We start from the raw sequence: 21,066 nt of genomic DNA on the forward strand, positions 1-21,066 counted from the left end.
CGGGCGATCGCGGTCCGGTACCAGGACCGCACCAGCCCCTCGCCCCACGGGGTGAACAGCACCGAGATCCGCGTGTCCGGGTGCGCCGCCTCCTGGTCGGCCACCCAGTCGGTGAACCGCTCCAGCGCGGCCCGGTCGGCGCGCAGCGTCTCCGGGTTGTCGCGCCGCTTGGCGAAGGGGCAGTACGGGCAGTCGTAGTCACAGCTGGCCAGCGGACCGCGGTAGAGCAGGGTCAGGTGCGGCGGGAGCGCGGCACGGGAGTTCGGGGAGGAGGGCGCCATCGTGTTCACCGGGCCTCGTAGTCGGCCATCAGCGCCGAGACACCGGCCGAGAAGAACATCGGCCCGATCGCGTCGGAGTGCGCCAGCCCCTCCGGGGTCAGCCGTACCAGCCGGGGTTCCGCGTCCCGCTCCAGCCAGCCGCGCCGGTCGAGTTCGGCGAGGGTGTCGGGGAAGTCCCGCCGGGGGTGGGCGCCGAACCGGTCGGTGTAGGCGGAGGCGTCCATCCCCTCCGTGCGCAGCAGCGACTGGAGCAGGTGGCGGCGGCGCCGCTCGCCGTCGTCCAGGCGGAACCCCACCTCGGCGCGGGCGAAGTCGGCCCGGTCGCGGTCCACGTAGTCGGCGATGATGGACCGCACCCCGCCCACGCCCACGGCGTAGTCGAACGAGTAGTGCGCGGTGGTGGTGTAGGACCGGGCGCCGCAGCCCAGGCCCACCATGCCGTCGGTCTGGCAGCAGTGGTCCGGGCCCTCCGCGGCGGGGGCGTCCGCGCGCCGGAACATGCGCATGGACACCTGCTCGTAGCCGCGTTCGAGCAGGTGGTCGCGGCCCTGCCGGTACAGGCTCAGCCGGTGGTCGTCCCACGCGCGGGCCCGGCGCCCCAGCCCGGTCAGCGGTCGCACGTACAGCGGGTACAGGTACACCTCCTCCGGAGCCCACTCCAGGGCCGTGTCCAGGGAGTACGCCCAGGTGCGGGCGTCCTGCCGCTCGATGCCGTAGATAAGGTCGACGTTGAGGTCGGCCGAGGCGTGCTCGCGGATCGCGGCCAGGGCCCGGTCCACCTCGGCGCGTTTCTGCGGCCGTCCCGCCGCGTGCGCCTCGGAGTCGATGAAGCTCTGCACGCCCATGCTGATCCGGGTGGCGCCGCGCGCGTCGAGCACGGCCAGCCGGTCGGGTGTGGCCGTGGCCGGGGAGGTCTCCACCGACACCGGGATCGCCGACAGGTCCACCCCGAACGCCCGCTCGGTGAGGTCGTAGACCCGGGTGAGCTCCTCTGCGGTCAGGTACGTGGGGGTGCCCCCGCCCAGGGCGGCCCGCGCGTACCGGGCGCCCCCGGGCAGCGACTCGGCCACCACCTCCGCCTGCCGTTCCAGCGCGCCCAGGTAGGCGGTGACCTGCTCGGCAGGGGGAGTGGAGCGGGTGAACAGGTTGCAGAACCCGCAGCGCATCTCGCAGAACGGGATGTGCGCGTACAGGGACAGCGCGCTCACGTCCTCGTCCCGCCACAGGTCGGCGAGCGCGGGGCGCTCGGTGAAGGGGCGGTAGGCGCTCTTGTGCGGGTAGGCGTACACGTAGGACTGGTACGGGGAGTCGGCGTGCACCGGCTCGGCGCGCGGGGTCGGGATCGGGGTCGGGGTCACGGGGTCGCCTCCTCGGCGTCGGCGGTGCGTCCCCGGGGCAGGAACGCGTGGGTGTAGGGGACCGTCCACACGGTCTCGTGGCCGATCCGGTGGCCGGTGTAGCCGTCCTCCCCGTAGGCGGTGCCGTGGTCCGAGCACACGATCGCGAAGCAGGGGCGGCGGGCCGTCATCGCCGCCAACAGCGGCGGCAGGTGCCGGTCCACGTACTCCAGGGCCGCGGCGTGGCTCTCCCGGGTGTCGCCGTCCTCCCGGACGGCCCCGGGCAGGTGGAACCAGTTGGGCTGGTGCAGGGCCGACACGTTGAGCAGCAGGAACAGCGGCTGGTCCGCGGGGCGCTCCTCCGCGATCCGGGCCGCGCACGCCACCTGGTGCTCGAAGGAGCGCGGACCGGTCACGCCGAAGGACTCCTCCCAGTGGCTCTCGGCGAACATGTCCGGGATGACCGAGCCCACCGCCGAGCGCCGGTTGAAGAAGCCGGTGCCCCCGACGCATGCCGTGTGGTATCCGGCCCGGGCCAGCCCCGAGGCCAGGTCGGGCGTGTCGAAGGTCCAGGTGCCGGGCGCGGTGGACACGCTGCCGGGGAACGCCGCGGCGAACAGGCGCGGGGGCGGCCCCGNGGCGAGCATGGCCAGGTGGGAGGCGTAGGTGAAGCTCGCGGGGGCGTGCCTGCGCTCCCACCGTCCGCCCGGCAGCAGGCGGGCGAGGTTGGGGGTGCGGCCCGCCTCTGCCAGCTCGGCGGCCACGTCGTACCGGAGGGTGTCCAGGGTGAGCAGCAGGATGTCGTGCGTGCCCACCACGGCGTTCATGTCGGGTGCGGTGCTGTTCATACTCTCTCGGGAAGGGGGAAACGGCCGGTGGCCAGGGCGTGCAGCTGTTCGGCGTAGGTGTCGCGGCCCTCGTGCAGCACCCCGGGGATCAGGTCGCCGAAGGCGTTGACCTCGCACACGGTGAACTCGCGCCAGCCCGGGGAGGCCAGCAGGTCCACCCCGGCGTACAGGGTGCGGGGGAAGCACGCGGCGGCGGCCTCGGCGGTGGCCATCGCCTCCGCCCAGGCGCGCGGCCCGACCGACGCCCGCAGCGCCTCCAGATCGCCCCGCGCGTTGCCCAGGTGCAGGTTGGTCAGGGGTGAGGCGGACGAGCGCACCACGACGTGGGAGGCCCGGCCCGCGACCACCACCACGCGCAGGTCCACGGTCCTGCCGCCGAACCCCGCCTTGGGCACCCACCGCTCCACGTGCAGGCCGTCCGGGGCGAGCGCGTCCACCACCGCCGCGACCCGCTCCTCCCGGGTGTAGGTGCGCAGCCGCAGGCTGTTGTACAGCTCCACGGAGCCGTCGGCGCCCCTGACCAGGTCGGCCGAGGTCACCGCGCGGACCTGGCCTCTGGGGGAGGTCGCCAGCGCCACCACGCCGGATGCGGAGGAGCCGTGCGCGGGCTTGACGAACACCCGCCGCCAGCGGTGCGCGTCCATCAGGGCGCGCAGCGTCGCGTAGTCGGTGACCGGCCCGGGCAGGGCGGGCGCCACGGGCACCCCGGCCGCGTCCAGACGCGCGTGGCAGCGCCGCTTGTCGCACATGTCCACCAGATCGGCGGGTTCCTGGAGCAGGTGCGCGCCCGGGGTGGCCGCCACCGCCTCCGCGAGCCGGGCCAGCGCGGCCCGGAACCCGGCGTGCTGGTCGGCGGTGCCCTCGGCCCGGTACAGGTCGGGGGCGTGCTCCCATCCCCGCAGCAGGCGCTCGGTCTCCACGTCGCCGCCGGGGGAGTCCACCCGGACGAGGGCGTCCTCGGGGAGCCCCACCGGACCGGTGGCCAGGTCGCGCCACGGCACGATTTCCGGTTCGGGCAGGCCGGAGGACTCGGCCGCCGCGCGGAACAGGTCCAGGCGCCGGTTGCCGGGTACCCCCACCACGACCAGGGGACGTCCGCCGATCACTCCGCGACCGCCGTGTAGTAGTAGACCTCCCGGTCCTCGTCGTCCTCGTCCCCGTCGATCTCCGGTTCCCGGACGTCGGAGAGGTCCACCTCCACCCCGGGCAGGGCGGCGCGGACGCGTTCGCACATGTCCTCGGACAGGTAGTGGTGGTGCAGGTCGAGTCGCTTCAGTCCCCGGAAGGCGGGGGCGAGGTCGATCAGAGCCCGTGCGCCCTCGTCGGAGAGGTCCCCCAGGGACAGGTCGAGGACCTCCAGAGAGGACAGGACGGGCGCCTCGGCCAGGACCGGGAACCAGGACCGGAGGTTCTCGGTGTTGCGCAGTCCCAGCGTGCGCAGCTTGGGGAACGCCTCGCCGGACAGCACCGGTCCGAGGTCCTCCGGGGCGGTGTCGCCGCCGTAGTCCTCCACCCCCAGCCACAGTTCCAGGTGTTCCAGGCTGGGCAGCCGCGCCCCGACGACCTGCCGGGCGAGCTTCCGGGGCAGCCCGCCGCCCTGGAGGGTGAGTCCGCGCAGCCCGTCGTGTTCCAGCGCCTCCATGCTCAGGTGGCTGGTGCCGCGCACCGCGAACCCGGTCAGCCCGGGGAAGGCGGCCACCAGCGGGGACAGGTTCCCGTGCCGGATCCACGACGCCTCGCACTCCTCGACGACGAGGTCCGCGTAGAAGAGGGAGCGCAGGCCCGGGAGGCGGGGTGCGAGTTCCACCAGGAGGTCGCGGACCTCGTCGGAGGACTCCACCTCGAAGGCCTCCACCAGGCTGCCGATGACCACCGCGGTGACCGCGGCCGGGTCGGACACGGACTCGACGAAACCGGTGAGGTAGCGCCGTGCGGACCGGGGGTCCCCCATCTCGTCGTAGTAGTGGGACAGACCCCAGGCCACCGCGCCGGGATCGGCGAGGGTACCCGGATCCAGGTCGGGCTCCCCGGACCACTCGCGCACCTCCTCACCGGGGAGGTTCAGGTAGTTCACGACGGGCAGCCCGGCGAACTCGGTCAGGTGGTTGGTGAACATGGTCGCTCCCGGGAGGACGGAGGGTACGTGCGTCCAGGCCTACCAACGCACTCCGACGTTCCGGACTCCTCCAGCACCGCCCGCATCCTCGGGCACTCCAGGATGTCATCGGCGTCGCACGCCATGGCGTGCGACACCAGTTCGCGTGCGGCCCGCAGCTTCTCCAGACGCTCGTCGAGCCTGGCCAGGTGCTCGGCCAGACGCGCGCGCCGCTCGGCGCCGTCCGGCGCACCGGTCATCTCCCGGATCTGCGCCAGGCTGAACCCCGCCTCCTGCGCGCGCAGCACCAGCGCCACCCGGAGGCGGTGCTCGTGCGTGTACCGGCGCTGGCCCCCGGAGCGGCGGGCGGGTTCCAGGACACCGGCCGACTCCCAGTGCCGCAGCACGTGTGTGGCCAACCCGAACGGCTCGGCCAGTTCACCGATGGACAGTTCCGCGTCGCTTGACTTCATGTGGACATGAACTTCCAGACTGGGGTTCCCTGTCAAGGACCTAGGGTGAGGGGCATCACCATGGACGAGCGGACGGAACGGGTGCGCGGGGACTGGGACCGCATGTCACGGGGGTACGACCAGGGTGAACGGTTGCAGCGCCTCGTGCTCGGCGCCACCCGCGCCCGGCTGTGCGGGAGGGCCCGCGGGCGGGTCCTGGAGGTCGCCGTGGGCACCGGGCACAACCTGCCGTACTACCCGGACGGGGTGGAGGTCACCGGGGTGGACCTGAGCCCCGGCATGCTGGCGCGGGCCAGGGCACGGGCCGCCGGACTGGGCGGGAGGGTCGACCTCCGGGAGGGCGACGCCCAGGACCTGGCCTTCGGCGACGGGGAGTTCGACACCGTCGTGTGCGCGCTCGCCCTGTGCACGATCCCCGACCAGTACCGGGCCCTGTCCGAGATGCGCCGGGTACTCCGGCCGGGCGGACTCCTGCTGCTCGTGGACCACGTCGAGTACACCCGCTGGCCCTTCCGGCTGTGGGAGGCGCGCAAGGAGCGCCCCCGGAGGCTGCCGAGGAGCGTCGCCGTCGAGGCGGGTTTCACGGTCGACCACCACGACCGGACCGCTCTGGGGTTCGTCGAGCGCGTGGTCGCCCGCCGCGGAGCCTGAGGGCCCAGGTTCCGGCCGCTCAGCCCTCAACAGCCAGGTTGTCCGAAACCCGCGCGGAGGCGGTTCGGTGGGGCCGTTCCGGCGCTGCGGCGGGACATCCCGCGGGCGCGGTGTGACAGTGTTCCCATGGCTACACACAGCGAACTCCGAGAATTCTGGGAACACCGCCTCGAGGAGGACTGGACCGAGAGCGGCGTCGGCTACCGGGCCCTGGGCCGCCCCTTCAACACGTGGATGTACCGGGTGCGTGAGGAGGTCTTCCTGCGCGAGGTCTCCCGGATGGAGCCGGGCCGGGCCAGCGTCCTCGACGTGGGCAGCGGCACGGGCTTCTACGTGGGCCTGTGGGAGCGGATGGACGTCGGTGACATCACCGGGTGCGACATGACCGGCGCGGCCGTGCGGCGCCTGCGCGGCAGGTTCCCCGACCACCGGTTCGTCCGCCAGGACGCCGCCGACCTCGACGCCTTCGAGGACGACTCCTTCGACGCGGTGTCCTGCATGGACGTGCTCTTCCACATCACCGACGACGAGCGCTACACCCGGGCGTTCGGCGAGTTCGCCCGGGTCGTGCGCCCCGGCGGCCTCCTCGTGATCTCCGAGAACTGCCTTCAGCGCCCCGAACAGCGCGGGGAGCACCAGGTCAACCGCACCCTGGAGTGGATCGCCGGCACCGCCGACAAGGCCGGGTTCGACCTGGTCCGCCGCGTCCCCATGCTCATGCTGATGAACGCCCAGGTGGACGCCCCCGCGCCGTGGCGCAAGGCGTGGGGCGGGGCCCTGCGCGCGGCCACCCTCACCGCGCCGACCGGGTGGCTCGCGGGCGCGGCCCTCTATCCGCTGGAGCGGCGCCTGGTCCGGGGCCGCACGGAGAGCACGACCACGGAGCTCGTGGCGTTCCGCCTCCGGGAACAGGGGTAGGGGTCAGGCCGATGTGACGGGAACACCGGGCGGACGTACACACCGTTCGAGGGTGTCCGGGGATACGGTTGACGTCCACCTTGTGTCGGGGCCTCCGGGGGCGGACCCGGCACCGCGGACGTCCTTGTTCGGGAGGCGACTGTGCGACGCTCCACCATCACGTCGGTGGCCAAGTGGGGGCTCGTGGGAGTGGTGACCACCCAGGTCGCCGTGGCGGCGACGCTCATGGGGATCAACCACTGGCGTCGGAAGGTACGGCCGCGCCGGGCGCACTTCCCCCGCACGGCGCCGGTCGAGCTGCCGGTCGGCGACACCGAGGCCACCGCCACCGTGTACACCTACGGTGAGGACCTGTTCGAGGACATGCTCGCGGCGGTCCGGAGGGCCCGGCACCGCGTCCTGTTCGAGTCCTACATCATCAAGGACGACAAGGTGGGCGGGGAGTTCAAGAGCGCGCTCATCGAGGCGGCCGAGCGGGGCGTCGAGGTGTACGTGATCTACGACGGCTTCGCGAACCTGGTGGTACCCCGGTCCTTCTTCCACTTCCCGCCCGACGTCCACGTGCTGCGCTACCCGGCGTTCCGGCCCGGTGTGCTGCTGATGAACATCCGCAAGTCCGGCCGCGACCACCGCAAGATCCTCACGGTCGACGGCGAGGTGGGGTTCGTCGGCGGGTACAACGTGGGGTCGTTGTACGCCACCGACTGGCGCGACACCCACCTGCGGGTGACCGGGTCGACGGTGTGGGAGCTGGAGAACGCCTTCTGCGACTTCTGGAACATGAACCGCGCCGCCAGCCAGCCCGAGCTGGAGAACCTCGGCGAGGCCGACTGGGAGGCGCACGTCCGGGTGCACCGCAACGTGCCCGAGCTGCTCATCTACCCCATCCGGGCGATGTTCCTGGAGGCGATCGACCGGGCCAAGGAGCGGGTGCTGTTCACCCAGGCCTACTTCATGCCCGACCGGGAACTCCAGAACGCCCTGATCGAAGCGGTGGAGCGCGGCGTGGACGTCAACGTCCTCGTACCGGAGGACTCCAACCACGTCGTCGCGGACTGGATATCCCGCAGCCAGTACGCGGTGCTGCTGCGCGGCGGCGTGCGCCTGTGGCTGTACCGCAACGCCATGGTGCACGCCAAGACGGCCACGGTGGACGGGAAGTGGTCCACGATCGGCACCGCGAACGTGGACCGGCTGAGCCTGACGGGCAACTACGAGATCAACGTGGAGATCTTCGACGAGGGCGTGGCCGGGCACCTGGAGGAGATCTTCGCGAACGACCTCACCAACGCCCGGCGGCTGACCGAGCGGGAGTGGCGGGACCGACCCTGGTACGCCAAGTTCGGTGAGTTCGTCCTGGCGCCCTGGAGGCCGTTCCTGTGAGGGGCGCGCGGGTCGCCGTCCCCCCGGGGACCCGCCCGCCGTCAGGGGCGGCGGCGTTGGGGCGGAGGTCCCAGCCGGTTGGGGAAGAAGGGGTCCGGATCCATCTTGCGGGGCCGGGGGCCGCCCCAGTGCTGGGGGCCCGGGTGCGGGGTGCGGTGGAGCGCTCCGGCGATCGCGGTGGGCGACCCGCCCCGCTGTCGGGCGGGTGCCCTGTCGTGCTCCTCGGGCTGTTCGTCCCGGGAGTCTTCCGCGTGCGTCATCCGTGTGACCTCCCCCGACCGGCCTGTACTGGGGTTCCATGATCGGACGACGTGCCCCCCGGTGTCATGGCGACACGGTGGGGGGACCGGGACCGATCCCAGGAGAGGGGACCCGCCTCCGGGAGCGGCGCGCGCTCCCGGAGGGCGGATATCCGGAGCGTCAGCGCTCCTGTTCCTCCTGGGCGTCGGCCGTGCCGGGCCCGTGGTCGGGCATGGCCGAGCGGGCGACCGCCTCCCGGTGCAGACGCAGGAACTCCAGGTGCCGCTCGTACTCGTCGAGGATGTTCCCGATGAGCTGTTCCTTGGTGTAGCCCATCACGTCGTAACCCTGGCTGCCCTCGGTGAGGTAGACCTCGAAGCGCACGTAGGTGTCACTCTCGGCGAGCGAGCGCGTGGCGAACGCGGGGGTGGGCACCTCCATCGGCCACACCCAGTACTTGAAGTCCTCCTCCTCGCCCATCGGCACCCTCAGCCCCACGTGCGGGATGCCGGTCCTCTCGTCGGGCTCCTCCAACACCGACGCCTCCGCGCCCTGCCTGCGCAGCTCCTCGGAGACGTCCCGGAACGCGGGGCGGCACACCTCGCGGACGAACCTGTTGGCCGCGCGCTTGCCGGGGAAGGACACCGCCCGGGCGATGCGCTGACGCCAGTTGCGCTCCGGTCCCCGGCGGTCGTCCGTGATCCGGTCCGACAGCGACGACGTCAGGGTGGTCCGGAACGCCTCCCGTCGGAAACCCTCGACCCGCAGTGCCTTGTACAGGCCCCAGATGATCAGGAACATCACGAACGAGAACGGCAGGCCCATGATGATGGTCGCGTCGTACAGCGCGTTCACCCCGCCGACCAGAAGCATGGCCAGGGTGAGCAGGCCGGTCACCGCCGCCCAGAAGACGCGCAGCCACGGGGGCGCGTCGGTGAGCGGTGTCGGCAGGTGGGAGCTGAGGTTGCCCATCACCAGGGCGCCGGAGTCGGCGGAGGTGACGTAGAGGAGCAGGCCCACGACGGTCGCCAGTCCGGCGCTGAACAGGACGCCCGGGTACTGGTCGAGCAGCGTGTAGAAACCCTGCTCCGGTTGGTTCATGGTGAGCTGGCCGAACTCCAGGTTGCCCTGGCTCACGATGCTCAGCGCGCTGTTTCCGAAGATCGACAGGAACGTCAGCGTGTACAGGAGGGGGACCACCAGTGTCGCCGCCACGAACTGACGGATGGTGCGACCGCGCGAGATCCGGGCGAGGAACAGGCCGACGAACGGTGCCCAGGCCACCCACCAGGCCCAGAAGAACAGCGTCCAGCTGTTGAGCCACTCCACCGGCGGGTCGTAGCCGAAGGTGTTCAGCGTCATGGAGGGGAAGCGGCTGAGGTAGTCCCCGATGTTGAGGACGAGTTTGTTGAGCAGATCGACGGGCCCCTCGAAGACCATCACGTACAGCATCAGGAGGATGGCGAGGATGACGTTGATCTGGGACAGGCGCCGGATGCCCCGGTCGACACCCGACACGGCCGACACCGTGGCCATGATCACGGCGATGACGATCAGTCCGATCTGCACCGCCGTCCCCTGGGGGACGTCGAAGAGGAAGCCCAACCCGAAGTTGAGCTGTACGACGCCGATACCGAGCGACACGGAGATGCCGAAGATGGTGCCGAGGATGGCCGCCAGGTCGACCGCGTCACCGATGCGCCCGTGGATGCGTTTGCCGATCAGCGGGTACAGGGCGGAGCGGATGGCCAGGGGCAGGTTGTAGCGGAACGAGAAGTAGCCGAGGGCCATGCCCATCAGCGCGTACATCGCCCACCCGGTGATGCCGTAGTGGAAGAGCGTCCACACCACGGCCTGCCGGGCCGCCTCGACCGTCTCCCCCTCGCCCACGGGAGGCGCCAGGTAGTGGCTGACGGGCCCGGAGACGGAGAAGAACATCAGGTCGATGCCGATACCCGCGGCGAACAGCATGGAGGCCCACGCGAACACGCCGTAGTCGGGTCGGGAGTGCTGTGGTCCGAGCTTGACCGCGCCGTAGCGGGAGAGCGCGATGAACACCACGAACGCCAGGTAGAGGGTGGCGGCGAGGAAGTAGTACCAGCCGAACACCTCGGTGATCCACCCGACCACGGAGCCGATGACGTTCGCGGCGCCCGTCGGCGTGATGATCGACCAGATCGAGAGCGCGAGGATCAGGGCGGCCGAGCCGAAGAACACGACCGGCTTGAGTCGGGCCTTCCCGTTCTCCGCCTTGTCCGGGGTCTCGGCGCTGGCCGGGCCGCCTACTTCGCCTGGTTCATCCGTTTTGTCATGTCCTGTGTTGCTATCCACCAAAATAACCTTTCACTCCTGTGGTGCCGGAACGGTGTACCACGGGAGGCGGTGGTGGGGCATACCGAGATGCCGCCCCGGCGTCACGAGGTCGACAGGGAACGAACGACGGGACCCGTGCGGTCCACGGCCATACTCACGGATCGCACGGTCGTGGCGTGAGGTTCCACGAACGGCGGCGTGGCGCGACATCGGTGGATATAAAGGGCGATCGAGACAGTCCGCTCGTCAGGGTTCGCCGGTTGGGCGGGGAGGACGGCGCACTGGAGCGGATCGCGGCGGGCCCGGTGCTTCCGGGGGCGCGAGAGGGGACGAAGCCCCGCGGACTGCGACTCGGATCACTGTCCACAGGGCCCCATCGTCGGCTACGCTGCGAAAAAATCGCAGGTCGCCCTGGGCGGCCCCGGCAGGATTCGAACCTGCGACACCCGCTTTAGGAGAGCGGTGCTCTATCCCCTGAGCTACGGAGCCATGGGTCTGGCGGAGGTATGACGTACCCCGTCGCCGGACCAAGCCTAACCCAGGATGGGCGTGCTTGGGGTGTCGGTCCGTGCCGAGGGGCCCCGACTGGGGAACTCTGCCTGCATGGCGGAGTACGCTGACCTACGATTGGTTGTCCTGGTGCGGTGTGACGTTTTTCACGGCACGTGTCGTGTTGTGGCCGCATACGCACCCTCGACGACCTCGGGAGTTGGGGCGTGGCGTTGACCCACCCAGCGATGACCAGGTGTTTCGCCGACGACCGGCAGCAGGGGAGTGGGGACGGGCGCGGCCCCGTCCGTGCCCCGATCGGTTCGGTGAAGCGACCCCGTGTGGCCGCATGTGGACATGTAGTACGTTGCGTTGCGGCCACGGGCAGGTGTTCTAGGAAAGCAGCCGGAGGATCATTCGTGCCGTTCACCTCTGACCCGGCGCGGCGCGGGTTCCGCGCACCGGGTGTCGGCGGGGTGCTCACCACCTCCGCGACGTCCTACCGTGTCCGCCTCGTACAGGCGCTGACGCTCGTGCTCGTCACCGCGTTCCTCGTCGCCCCGGTGCCGACCGGCGCGCTGGAACCGGCCGAGGCCAGCCTGGACGAGCTCCGGGAGAGGGCCGAGGCCGCCTCCCAGGAACTGGAGGAGGCCAACCAGGAACTGGTCGAGCGCCAGGAGACGTTGGAGGAGTCCCAGGAGAGCCTGGTCCAGACCCTCTACGACCTCCAGCAGACCGAACTCGAACTCGGCGAGATGCGCGAGCCGCTGGCCCAGCTGGCCAGCACCCTGTACAAGCAGCCCAACGGCGGCATGCTCGGCGTGCTGGTGATGGGAACGCTCGACGAGAACCTCCAGACCCAGGCCTACGCGTCGAAGATCGCCCAGGACAACCAGGCGCTCATCCAGGACGCCACCGACCTGCGCGAGGAGCAGATCGACCTGGCGAGCCAGGCGCAGGAACTCCAGACCACGAACCAGCTCGAACAGGTCGAGCTGGCCGAGGAGATCGAGCGGCTGCGTGAGCGGTCCGAGGAGACCACGAACGAACTCGTCCAGGAGTTGGAGGACCGCGGTATCGACCCCGAGGCCTACATGGCCGCGGCCGACTGCGACCCCGCCGCGGCGGCGAACGCCCAGGGCGCGCCCAACGGGCTGCTCCCGGGAAACGCCCTGTGCGACCTCTACGACGACAAGAGGCTGCGCGCGGACGCCGCTGTGGACTTCCTCAAGCTCAACGCCCTGTACGTGGAGGAGTTCGGCGAGAACATGTGCATCACCAGCGCCTACCGCGACCTGCCCAACCAGCACCGCGTCTACGCGCAGGTGGCACCCGGTTTCGCGGCCGTCCCGGGCACGAGTAACCACGGCCTGGGGCAGGCGATCGACCTCGGCTGCGGCATCCAGAACTACCGATCGGAACGCTGGCTCTGGATGGAGGAGCACGGTCCGGACTTCGGATGGATCCATCCGGCCTGGGCCAAGTCCAACCCCTTCGAGCCCTGGCACTGGGAGTACACCCGCTGATCCACGGGGGCGGCCCGCGCGGGGCCGCCCCCGACCGTTCTCGGACGGCGGTCCCGGGCACCACCACGCTGGTGCACCGGGCGCGGCGGACGGCCTGTTCGCTGGTCTGACTGAGGCAGTGGGGGCGCTCCCGGGCGGTGGCCTCCTCGGCCCTGGCGAACCGCTCCACGGCCTTGCCGGCGGGCACGACCACGAAGAAGTACGGGACCGCCGCGGTGAGCGGAAACGGGACCAGGGCGTCGACGAACGCGCCGTACGGGAAGCGGCCTCCGTTGATCTCGAAGTAGAGGCCGGCGAAGGCGGGAACGCCGCCGAAGATCCCGATCAACGGGGTCGAGAAACCCTCGGTGAACGCGGTGACGGGCTCGGCGAAGACCGCGCCGAGCACGACCGCGACCGCCGGTCGCACCGGGTTTCCCCGGAGCGGGAACGCCTCGAAGCCCTGCATGGAACAGCACTGCGTGCTCGTGGTGTCCGTGTTGGTGCCGGAGGGGGACGACTCGGGGGAGCTTCCCGGCGATCGCCAGCCTTTCCTGCTGCGCGTAGCTGGTCAGCCTCGGATGGTGATGGACAGCCGTGAGGCGGTGGCGTGACCCGCCAGGCTTCGGGCCTCGGCGGGGGTGGCGGCGATGACGATCAGGGACCCGCCTCCGCCCGGGCCGCCCACGCTCCCCTCCTCGGGGACGGCGAGGACGGGCCGGTCGCTGACCACCTCCACGGCCGGGCTCGCGCGGGAGGGGAGGGGGCCGTCGTGCCCTCTGGCGGCCAGGACGTCCACCCGGCTGCCGGGGGAGAGCAGACCGACGGCTCCGGGGTCGGCCACCCGTACCGGGACGGCGACCATGCCGGGGCCGTAGGGCCGTGCGGGAGGGTCGGCGAGCCGGGCGTCGGTGATCACCTCGCCGCGGCGTACCGGGGCGTTGAGGGAGAGCCCGGCCGTCTCGGTGTCGGCCGCCAGCGCTCCGCCCGGTACCGCGTCGGCGGGCAGGGGCACCACGGTCAGGTCGTGCTCGGTGAGGGGCCCCGAGGCGTCGAGGTCACGGGAGGCGGCGAGGACCCGTGCGGTGGGCGCGGGCGGGGGACGCACGGCCAGGACGGCGCTGACGAGCGCCACGGCGGCCAGGAGGGCGGCGATGGCGCGCCGGTACCGGTTCAGAAGTCGGGTGAGTGCCCGGCGGTGCCGGTAGGGAGGTGACGCGGCGTCGGTCATACCCCAACGCTAGGTCGCCGAAGGCCCGTTCGGGCGTTGTCCACAGGCCCGGTACGCCTTGACGGCCCTGGAACGCGCCTCGGGGAATGCGCGGGCGGGACGCGGTCGAAGGTTCGTCGGGCACTGCCCGTGGGCCGGACACGCACCGCCCGCGCCCCAACGGCCCTGTGGGCACCCGGTCCAGCGGGGCCCGACATACCGCGCGCCGCCGAGTACTCGGCGGCGCGGTGGCGGTCAACGGCCCGGTGGGCTCAGTCGCTCGCGGCGCTGGCGCCGCTGCTGGCCGTGCTCGCGGTGCCGCTGCTGGCCTTGCTGGTGTCGGAGCTCTTGGCGTCCGAGGAGGAGTCGGAGCCCTTGGACCCGTTGTCCGACTTGCCCTCGCCGGTCAGGACGGAGCTGTTGGAGGACTTCCCGCTGTCGGTGCGGTAGAAGCCGGAGCCCTTGAAGACGACGCCCACGGCGGAGTACACCTTGCGCAGGCGGCCCTCGCACTCGGGGCAGACGGTCAGCGAGTCGTCGCTGAAGCTCTGCACGACCTCCATCTGGGCGTCGCACTCGGTGCACGCGTACTGGTACGTAGGCACTGTTGGGGTCCTCCTTGCTGGCACTCTCGCCCGTTGACTGCTAAATAGTACGCGCTCGCCGACCGGAGCCGTGACAGGGTCTCGCGCCGAACGCGGACGCGGGGGGAGCGCGGTGCCGGATCGGGCTCGCCGCTCGCGACGCGACCGCCAGCGACAACGCCCCCGCTGGTCGTGTTAATCCCGTCCGCCCCGTTCAGGGGCGTTCGCCCGGCCACACCCCCGCGTCGAACACCCGCACACCACCGCCCGGGGTCACCACGGCGTCCACGGGACGGTCGTGCGGCTCGGCGGGCAGCGAGTCCACGAGCTCGTCGTCGTGGACCAGGGCGATGGCCGGGGAGTGCGGGCCCCTGCGTGCGAGGGCGCGGTCGTAGCACCCGGCGCCGCGTCCCAGGCGCGTTCCGCTCCGGTCCACGGCCAGCGCCGGGCAGATCACCGCGTCCGCCCGGGCCAGCGCCTCAGGGCCGTACCGGTGCCCGACGGGTTCCAGCAGCCCGTGCCCGGCCGGAGCCAGGGTGTCCGGTCCGTCGAAGGCCGCCCAGTCCAGGTCACCGCCGGGCAGGAACACGGGCAGCAGCACGTAGGCGCCGCGCTTCCACAGCGCCGTCACCAGCTTGCGGGTGTCGGGCTCGCCGCCGACGGAGTAGTAGCAGGCGACCGTCCCGCCCATGGCCAGCCACGGGACGTCCATGAGCGCGTCGCGGACCGCGGAACCCGCGCGGGCGCGCTCCTCGGGGCCCCGGGCGCGCCGCCGCTCCAGGATCCCCCTCCGCAGCCGGACCTTGGCCTCACGCGGTTCGCTCTCGCTCATGGCCCCAGTGTGGCACCGCCGCCGTGCCGCCGGACCGGGCGCCTACCGCGCGCGGTGAACACGCGATGGCGGCCTCCCCTCACCCGCGCGAAACCGCCGGGACTTCTTGACGCCTCGCTGTGTGTGGAGACGCCGAGACGGCGGGTCGCTGTCCTAAAGTGCGGACATGAACGACTCCATCGACCAGAAGAGACCTTCCGGCTCCGCAGCCGTCACGAAGGCGGTCGTGCCCGCGGCGGGCCTCGGCACGCGGTTCCTGCCCGCGACCAAGGCCACGCCCAAGGAGATGCTGCCGATCGTGGACAAGCCCGCGATCCAGTACGTCGTGGAGGAGGCGGTGGCCGCCGACCTCCAGGACGTACTGATGATCACCGGCCGCAGCAAGCGCTCCATCGAGGACCACTTCGATCGGGCCTACGAACTGGAGGAGGCCCTGGAGGCCAAGGGCGATGACGCACGACTGCGGTCGGTGCGCGAGTCCAGCGACCTCGCCCAGGTGCACTACGTCCGCCAGGGCGAGCCGCGCGGCCTGGGGCACGCGGTGCTGTGCGCGGAGGCACACGTGGGCGACAACCCGTTCGCCGTGCTGCTGGGCGACGACCTCATCGAGTCCGCCGACCTGCTGCGCCGCATGATCGAGGTGCGGGAGAGGCACGGGGGCAGCGTCGTCGCCCTCATGGAGGTGGAACCCGAGCAGGTGTCCCTGTACGGGTGCGCGGGCATCGAGCCCACCGACGAGGACGACGTCGTCACCGTCACCGACCTGGTGGAGAAGCCCGCGCCCGAGCAGGCGCCGAGCCGCTGGGCGATCATCGGCCGCTACGTCTGCGACCCGGAGGTCTTCCCGGTCCTGCACGAGACCCCGCCCGGCCGCGGCGGGGAGATCCAGCTGACCGACGCCCTGCGCGAGCTGGCCAAACGCGACCCCGAGGACGGCGGCACGGTGCACGGCGTCCTCTTCCGCGGCAGCCGCTACGACACCGGCAACAAGGCCGACTACATCAGGACGGTCGTGGACTTCGCCTGCCGCCGCCCCGACCTCGCCGAGGAGTTGCTGCCCTGGCTGCGCGGCTTCGTCGACCGGGCCCAGCGGTCCTGACGGGGCCCGGCGCGCACGGCCGCGCCCCGGAGTGTCGGGGACACGCCGTGGACGGGGTCGGGCACGGGGAGAATGGAACGCCACCGGGGGACGACACCACCGGGGCCCGTCCTCGGACGGGGCCCGGCCCCGGTGGGGTGGTCCGGGCGTCCACGGGGTTCTCGTTCTCCGGCGCCCGAACAAGGAAAGTACCGCGGCCGAAGGCCGTCCGTTGAGGGTGGTGGAAGGGTGACGGGCGGGAGCAGCGGAGGCCCCAGAAACACTGCCTAACCGGGAGGAACCCCCGTGAAGAGCGTCGAACAGCACGTCGCCGATGTCCTGGCTCTGACCGCCGAGCCCGAGCCGACCGAACTGGACCTGTTCCAGGCGCACGGCACCGTGCTGGCCGAGGCCATCACCTCGCCCGTGTCCCTGCCCGGCTTCGACAACTCGTCCATGGACGGGTACGCGGTGCACGCCGCCGACCTGGCGTCGGCCTCCTCCGACGCTCCCGTGCGGCTGCCGGTGGTCGCCGACATCCCGGCGGGGGGCCCCTCCCCGACCGCCGTACTGCCGGGCATGTCCGCCCGCATCATGACCGGCGCGCCCATGCCCTCGGGGGCCGACGCGGTCGTCCCCGTCGAGTGGACCGACGGCGGCACGGCCAGGGTGACCTTCGACCGTCCGGTCAAGATCGGCAACGCCGTGCGCCGGGCCGGGGACGACGTCATCGAGGGCGCCACCGTGCTGAGTCCCGGCGTGCCCATCGGACCGGGGGAGATGGGCGTCCTCGCGGCCGTCGGACGCCGCTCGGTGCCCGTGTACCCCCGCCCCCGCGTGATGGTGCTGTCCACCGGCGAGGAACTGGTCGAACCCGGGCGCCCGCTCGGCCCCGGCCAGATCTGGGAGTCCAACAGCTTCATGATCGCCGCCGCCGCCCGCGAAGCCGGGTGCGAGGTCCACCGCCACGGGTTCGTGGGCGACGACCCGCAGACGGTGCTCGACACCCTGGAGGACCTGCTGGTCCGCGCCGACATGGTGGTCACCACCGGCGGGGTGAGCATGGGCGCCCACGACGTGGTCAAGGAGGTGCTCACCCGCCAGGGGACCGTGGAGTTCACCCAGGTGGCGATGCAGCCGGGCAAGCCCCAGGGCTTCGGGACGATCGGGCCGGACCGGACCCCGATCGTCACGCTGCCGGGCAACCCGGTGAGCGCCTTCGTGTCCTTCCAGGTCTTCGTCCGCCCCGCGCTGCGCAGACTGCGCGGGCTCGACCCCCGGCCGCTGCCGAGCATGCGGGCCCTGCTCACCTCCCCGGTGACCTCGCCGAAGGGGCGCCGCTCCTACCTGCGCGCGGTGCTGGAGGAGTCCCCGTACGGGCACGACGCCGAGTCCACGGTGTCCCCGGCGCTCCACCAGGGGTCGCACCAGCTGTCCGCGCTGGCCGGGGCCAACGCGCTCGTGGTGGTGCCCGAGGCGGCCACCGAACTGGTCGCGGGTAGCCGCGTGGAGGTGCTGCGCCTGCCCGAGCCGTTCTGAGTCGTTCTGAGCCGGTCTGGAGCGGGGTGACCGGAACCGTTGCCGGTGTGACACACGGGATGCCACGGGCATGGGGTCTGTGGACCTTCCGGTCACCGTCCAGGAACCGCCCCGAGGCGACCACCGCCGGTCGCGCCGCCTCCGGAGTGCCGTACGGTCGTGGTGGCGCGTTCCGGCGCGCCCGGACGCGGCCGACCGGCGGCGTCCCGTGTTCGAGCGGAGGAGCTTCCGGGCCGATGAGCGACACCCCACCACGGCAGGGGACCGACCACCCCTCCGGATTCACCCACCTGGACGAGTCCGGCGCCGCACGCATGGTCGACGTCTCGGGGAAGGGGGTGAGCGCGCGCACCGCCACGGCCACGGGCCGGGTACTGCTCAGCCCGGAGGCCGTCGCAGCGCTGCGCGGGGGCGGGGTGCCCAAGGGGGACGCCCTGGCCGTGGCCCGGATCGCGGGGATCCAGGGGGCCAAGCGCACCCCCGACCTGGTGCCCCTGTGCCACCCCGTCGCCGTGCACGGGGTGGACGTGGATCTCACCGTCGTGGACGAGGGCGTGGACGTCAGCGCCACGGTCCGCACCGCGGACCGCACCGGTGTGGAGATGGAGGCGCTCACCTGCGTCATGACCGCGGCCCTCGGGCTGATCGACATGGTCAAGGCGATCGACCCCGAGGCCGAGGTCACGCGGGTGCGCGTCGAGGAGAAGACCGGCGGCAGGAAGGGCCACTGGAGGCGTGGTGGGTGAGTCGGCGGTCCACGTGCCCCGTGTCGCGGTCGTGACGGCGTCCAACCGGGCGGCGGCGGGTGTCTACCCGGACCGCTCCGGTCCGGTCGTCGCCGAGCGCCTGCGATCGATCGGCTGCGAGGTCGTCGGCCCCTGGGTGGTGCCCGACGGTGACCCGGTGGCGGAGGCGGTCGGGCGCGCCCTGGACGAGCGGCTCGACGCCGTCATCACCAGCGGGGGGACCGGGCTGACCCCGCATGACCACACGCCGGAGGTGACGCGCCCGCTGCTGTCCTACGAGGTCCCCGGGATCGCCGAGGCGCTGCGGGCGGCGGGCCGGGACAAGGGCGTGCCCACGGCGATCCTGTCGCGGGGCCTGGCCGGGGTCGCCGAGCGCGACGGGCACCGGATGCTCGTGGTGAACCTGCCCGGTTCCCGGGGCGGCGCCAGCGACGGGATGGAGGTGCTGGCCCCGGTGCTCAGGCACGCCGTGGACCAACTGCGGGGCGGGGACCACAACCGTCCCGAATGACACCGAACAATGACCGGAATCACATCTCGGGCATTCCGTCTGTTGAGAATTCCTTGGGTTGGGGTCCGGTTTTCGGTACGGGAGTATTGTAGTTAGGAATCATCCGATTCTTGTTCGGCGGGGTGACGCCCGCCACAGCGCACCCCGGGAGTGGAATACTGGGCACCGTCACCGGTGACGGGAACCCGACGCCTCCGTGTCCGGTGTCGCACCGCTGGGCTACGGTGCCGAGGGCATCGAAGGGACGGTCGTGAATCGCAGACGAGGGTGGCCTGTCACCTTGCAGGAGGGACCGGTGGTGCTCCGGCCGCTGCGGCTCCGCGACGCCGCCGCGCTCCGCGACACGCGCTCGCGGAACGAGGAGTGGCTGCGTCCGTGGGAGCCGACCTATCCCGAGATGCCGTTGCGCACCACCGGGCTCACCCCCTACGTCTCGATGGTCCAGGCGATCCGCAGGGAGGCCAGGCAGGGCCTGTCCATGCCCTGGGCGGTCGTCTACGACGACCAGCTCGTCGGGCAGCTCACGGTGGGGGCCATCGTGTGGGGTTCGGCCAGGTCGGCGCAGGTCGGGTACTGGATCGACAGTGCCCATGCCGGGCGCGGTATCACCCCCACGGCGGTCGCGCTGGCCGTCGACCACTCCTTCTTCCGCGTCGGACTCCACCGGATCGAGGCCAACATCCGACCCGAGAACCGGGCGAGCAGACGCGTGGTCGCCAAGCTGGGCTTCCGGGACGAGGGCGTGCGCAGACGCCAGCTCCACATCGACGGGGCCTGGCGCGACCACATCTGTTACGCGGTCACCGTCGAGGAGGTGCCCCAGGGCCTGGTCTACCGGTGGCGTCACGGCCTGACTTCCGGACCGTCCGTCGAGCCCGGTTCCGGGCCTGGTTCCGCTTTGGGGCCACAGGGCCCGAACGGCGGTTGGGATCCGCACGATCCGGCGAGTCCGCACCCGGGGCCGAACTGAACGTGGCAACATCACGGATGCATCCGGAACTTAAACCTCACTTTAGTGACATTGATTCATTACTTTGCGTTGAATTGGGACTGCACTCCGCAGTCATGTGCTGACCTGCACTTTCGTGGACGAAGGCAGGAAGACCGAAACTGGGGATCCACAATCTTGCGACACTCCGGTCGGAATGTGGCGCATTTATGGACACGGGGTCGTACCGTGCGGAACATAGACGCATTGACGATGCGGGCAACGCGTGGATAAGGCGCACCGGAAACTCTCCGGGTCCGGGGAGGGGCGGGCGCCCCGGAACGTCTCCGTTCCGGAGGACACCACGCGGCGCGGTGTCGACGAGGTGTCGATCAACGTCCAGTGGCCGTCATCGTGAGGAGGGGTGATGAGCAGCTCTCCTCTGTACCTGGCCATCGTGGTGGTGTGGCTCATAGTCCTGGTGCCGATGTTGCTGCGGAAGGACTCCGTGGAGGCGTCCCACGAGGACCCGCGCCGTGAGGACGAGGAGCCCGAGGAGATCGGGGCCGAGGAGTTCGACGACGTCCGCGAGGAGCGTGGGGGCGACCCGGACGCCACCGGCCCCGCGGGCGCCCCCGAGGCCGATGGGGACGTGTCGTCGGAGACGTACCGCGCCGCCCCCGAGGCCGGCTCGCGGGCCCGCGTCATCGCCCGCAGACGTCGTCGCACCACCGTGCTGCTCCTGGTGAACGTCGCCACGGTCGTGGCCGTCGCCCTCGGCCTGGGGCCCTGGTGGGTGACCGTCCCGCCGGTGCTGCTGCTCGCCGGCCACCTGGTCCTGCTCAGGGAGGCCGCCAAGGCCGACGCCGAGCGCAGGCAGGCGGCCGTGAGGGCCCGCCGCCGCGAGGCCCTCCGTGCCCGTCGCGCCGAGGAGGAGCGGCTCCAGGAGGCCGAGCGCGAGGCCGAGGTGATCGCCCTCCAGGAACGGCGCAACCAGGTGTACGACCAGTACGCGGACGCGCGGCTCAGGGCGGCCGGGGACTGACCCGCGACCCGGGCCGGGACGACCGCGTTCGGACCACTCCGGGTTTCCTGCTAGTCTGGT

Annotated in this window: 20 protein-coding genes, 1 tRNA gene and 2 pseudogenes; 10 read left to right on the plus strand and 13 right to left on the minus strand. The window is 71.7% G+C overall.

Going from position 1 to position 21,066, the window contains the following annotated elements:
- The 6 genes and pseudogenes from D455_RS30310 to D455_RS0113175 form a co-directional block, all read right to left on the minus strand.
- Positions 1-281, minus strand: a pseudogene (locus D455_RS30310) (STM4011 family radical SAM protein); the annotation flags it as partial.
- Between the two features lie 5 nt (positions 282-286).
- On the minus strand, positions 287-1,639 hold the full coding sequence (locus D455_RS0113155; protein WP_017571184.1) for an STM4012 family radical SAM protein: 1,353 nt from the start codon (positions 1,637-1,639) through the stop codon (positions 287-289).
- Positions 1,636-2,466, minus strand: a complete 831-nt coding sequence (locus D455_RS0113160) for an STM4013/SEN3800 family hydrolase (protein WP_017571185.1) — start codon at positions 2,464-2,466, stop codon at positions 1,636-1,638. The genes D455_RS0113155 and D455_RS0113160 overlap by 4 nt, the downstream gene beginning before the upstream one ends.
- Complete coding sequence (locus D455_RS0113165) at positions 2,463-3,572, minus strand: STM4014 family protein (protein ID WP_017571186.1); 1,110 nt, start codon at positions 3,570-3,572, stop codon at positions 2,463-2,465. Before D455_RS0113165 ends, D455_RS0113160 begins: the two co-directional genes overlap by 4 nt.
- The gene (locus tag D455_RS0113170; RefSeq protein WP_017571187.1) at positions 3,569-4,582 is read right to left on the minus strand and encodes an STM4015 family protein; all 1,014 of its coding nucleotides are present in this window, start codon (positions 4,580-4,582) and stop codon (positions 3,569-3,571) included. Before D455_RS0113170 ends, D455_RS0113165 begins: the two co-directional genes overlap by 4 nt.
- Positions 4,564-5,034, minus strand: a complete 471-nt coding sequence (locus D455_RS0113175; protein ID WP_017571188.1) for a helix-turn-helix domain-containing protein — start codon at positions 5,032-5,034, stop codon at positions 4,564-4,566. The genes D455_RS0113170 and D455_RS0113175 overlap by 19 nt, the downstream gene beginning before the upstream one ends.
- A 60-nt stretch (positions 5,035-5,094) precedes the next feature.
- Between D455_RS0113175 and D455_RS0113180 the strand changes: the two genes are divergently transcribed.
- From D455_RS0113180 to D455_RS0113190, 3 genes are all read left to right on the plus strand, one after another.
- Positions 5,095-5,685, plus strand: a complete 591-nt coding sequence (locus D455_RS0113180) for a class I SAM-dependent methyltransferase (RefSeq protein WP_026122592.1) — start codon at positions 5,095-5,097, stop codon at positions 5,683-5,685.
- A gap of 126 nt (positions 5,686-5,811) precedes the next feature.
- Positions 5,812-6,603 (plus strand): class I SAM-dependent methyltransferase, encoded by a 792-nt coding sequence (locus D455_RS0113185; protein ID WP_017571190.1) that lies wholly within the window; start codon positions 5,812-5,814, stop codon positions 6,601-6,603.
- A gap of 141 nt (positions 6,604-6,744) precedes the next feature.
- Complete coding sequence (locus D455_RS0113190) at positions 6,745-7,986, plus strand: phospholipase D-like domain-containing protein (protein ID WP_017571191.1); 1,242 nt, start codon at positions 6,745-6,747, stop codon at positions 7,984-7,986.
- Positions 7,987-8,027: 41 nt separating this feature from the next.
- Here the strand turns inward: D455_RS0113190 and D455_RS0113195 are convergent, their stop codons facing one another.
- The 3 genes from D455_RS0113195 to D455_RS0113205 all read right to left on the minus strand — a co-directional run bounded on the left by D455_RS0113195 (position 8,028) and on the right by D455_RS0113205 (position 11,028).
- Positions 8,028-8,246: a hypothetical protein gene (locus D455_RS0113195; protein ID WP_017571192.1), complete on the minus strand. Its 219-nt coding sequence runs from the start codon at positions 8,244-8,246 to the stop codon at positions 8,028-8,030.
- A 160-nt stretch (positions 8,247-8,406) separates the two neighbouring features.
- The gene (gene betT, locus D455_RS0113200; protein WP_169552631.1) at positions 8,407-10,557 is read right to left on the minus strand and encodes a choline BCCT transporter BetT; all 2,151 of its coding nucleotides are present in this window, start codon (positions 10,555-10,557) and stop codon (positions 8,407-8,409) included.
- Between the two features lie 398 nt (positions 10,558-10,955).
- Positions 10,956-11,028: transfer RNA gene (locus tag D455_RS0113205), tRNA-Arg, on the minus strand.
- A gap of 419 nt (positions 11,029-11,447) precedes the next feature.
- Between D455_RS0113205 and D455_RS0113210 the strand changes: the two genes are divergently transcribed.
- Positions 11,448-12,554 carry a M15 family metallopeptidase gene (locus D455_RS0113210; protein WP_017571194.1) on the plus strand — a complete coding sequence of 369 codons (1,107 nt, stop codon included), beginning with the start codon at positions 11,448-11,450 and terminating at the stop codon, positions 12,552-12,554.
- Between the two features lie 46 nt (positions 12,555-12,600).
- Here the strand turns inward: D455_RS0113210 and D455_RS32880 are convergent.
- The 4 genes and pseudogenes from D455_RS32880 to D455_RS0113230 form a co-directional block, all read right to left on the minus strand.
- Positions 12,601-13,002, minus strand: a pseudogene (locus D455_RS32880) (MscL family protein); the annotation flags it as partial.
- A gap of 102 nt (positions 13,003-13,104) precedes the next feature.
- Positions 13,105-13,764: a Flp pilus assembly protein CpaB gene (gene cpaB, locus D455_RS0113220; protein WP_017571195.1), complete on the minus strand. Its 660-nt coding sequence runs from the start codon at positions 13,762-13,764 to the stop codon at positions 13,105-13,107.
- 251 nt (positions 13,765-14,015) lie between these two features.
- Positions 14,016-14,348 (minus strand): FmdB family zinc ribbon protein, encoded by a 333-nt coding sequence (locus D455_RS0113225; RefSeq protein ID WP_017571196.1) that lies wholly within the window; start codon positions 14,346-14,348, stop codon positions 14,016-14,018.
- 193 nt (positions 14,349-14,541) lie between these two features.
- Complete coding sequence (locus tag D455_RS0113230; RefSeq protein ID WP_017571197.1) at positions 14,542-15,159, minus strand: 5-formyltetrahydrofolate cyclo-ligase; 618 nt, start codon at positions 15,157-15,159, stop codon at positions 14,542-14,544.
- Between the two features lie 166 nt (positions 15,160-15,325).
- On the opposite strand from D455_RS0113230, the gene galU reads away from it, so the two are divergent.
- The 6 genes from galU (at position 15,326) to sepX (ending at position 21,006) form a co-directional block, all read left to right on the plus strand.
- Positions 15,326-16,258 carry a UTP--glucose-1-phosphate uridylyltransferase GalU gene (galU, locus tag D455_RS0113235; RefSeq protein WP_017571198.1) on the plus strand — a complete coding sequence of 311 codons (933 nt, stop codon included), beginning with the start codon at positions 15,326-15,328 and terminating at the stop codon, positions 16,256-16,258.
- A gap of 285 nt (positions 16,259-16,543) precedes the next feature.
- Entirely contained in the window at positions 16,544-17,776 is a 1,233-nt protein-coding gene (glp, locus tag D455_RS0113240) for a molybdotransferase-like divisome protein Glp (RefSeq protein ID WP_017571199.1), read from the plus strand.
- Between the two features lie 236 nt (positions 17,777-18,012).
- The gene (gene moaC, locus D455_RS0113245) at positions 18,013-18,522 is read left to right on the plus strand and encodes a cyclic pyranopterin monophosphate synthase MoaC (RefSeq protein WP_017571200.1); all 510 of its coding nucleotides are present in this window, start codon (positions 18,013-18,015) and stop codon (positions 18,520-18,522) included.
- Entirely contained in the window at positions 18,512-19,033 is a 522-nt protein-coding gene (locus D455_RS0113250) for a MogA/MoaB family molybdenum cofactor biosynthesis protein (RefSeq protein ID WP_017571201.1), read from the plus strand. The genes moaC and D455_RS0113250 overlap by 11 nt, the downstream gene beginning before the upstream one ends.
- A gap of 250 nt (positions 19,034-19,283) precedes the next feature.
- Entirely contained in the window at positions 19,284-20,003 is a 720-nt protein-coding gene (locus tag D455_RS0113255) for a GNAT family N-acetyltransferase (protein WP_026122595.1), read from the plus strand.
- A gap of 385 nt (positions 20,004-20,388) precedes the next feature.
- Positions 20,389-21,006 (plus strand): divisome protein SepX/GlpR, encoded by a 618-nt coding sequence (sepX, locus tag D455_RS0113260; RefSeq protein ID WP_017571203.1) that lies wholly within the window; start codon positions 20,389-20,391, stop codon positions 21,004-21,006.
- Positions 21,007-21,066 lie beyond the last annotated feature (60 nt).

This window comes from Nocardiopsis halotolerans DSM 44410, assembly GCF_000341065.1.
Taxonomy (GTDB): Bacteria; Actinomycetota; Actinomycetes; order Streptosporangiales; family Streptosporangiaceae; genus Nocardiopsis; species Nocardiopsis halotolerans.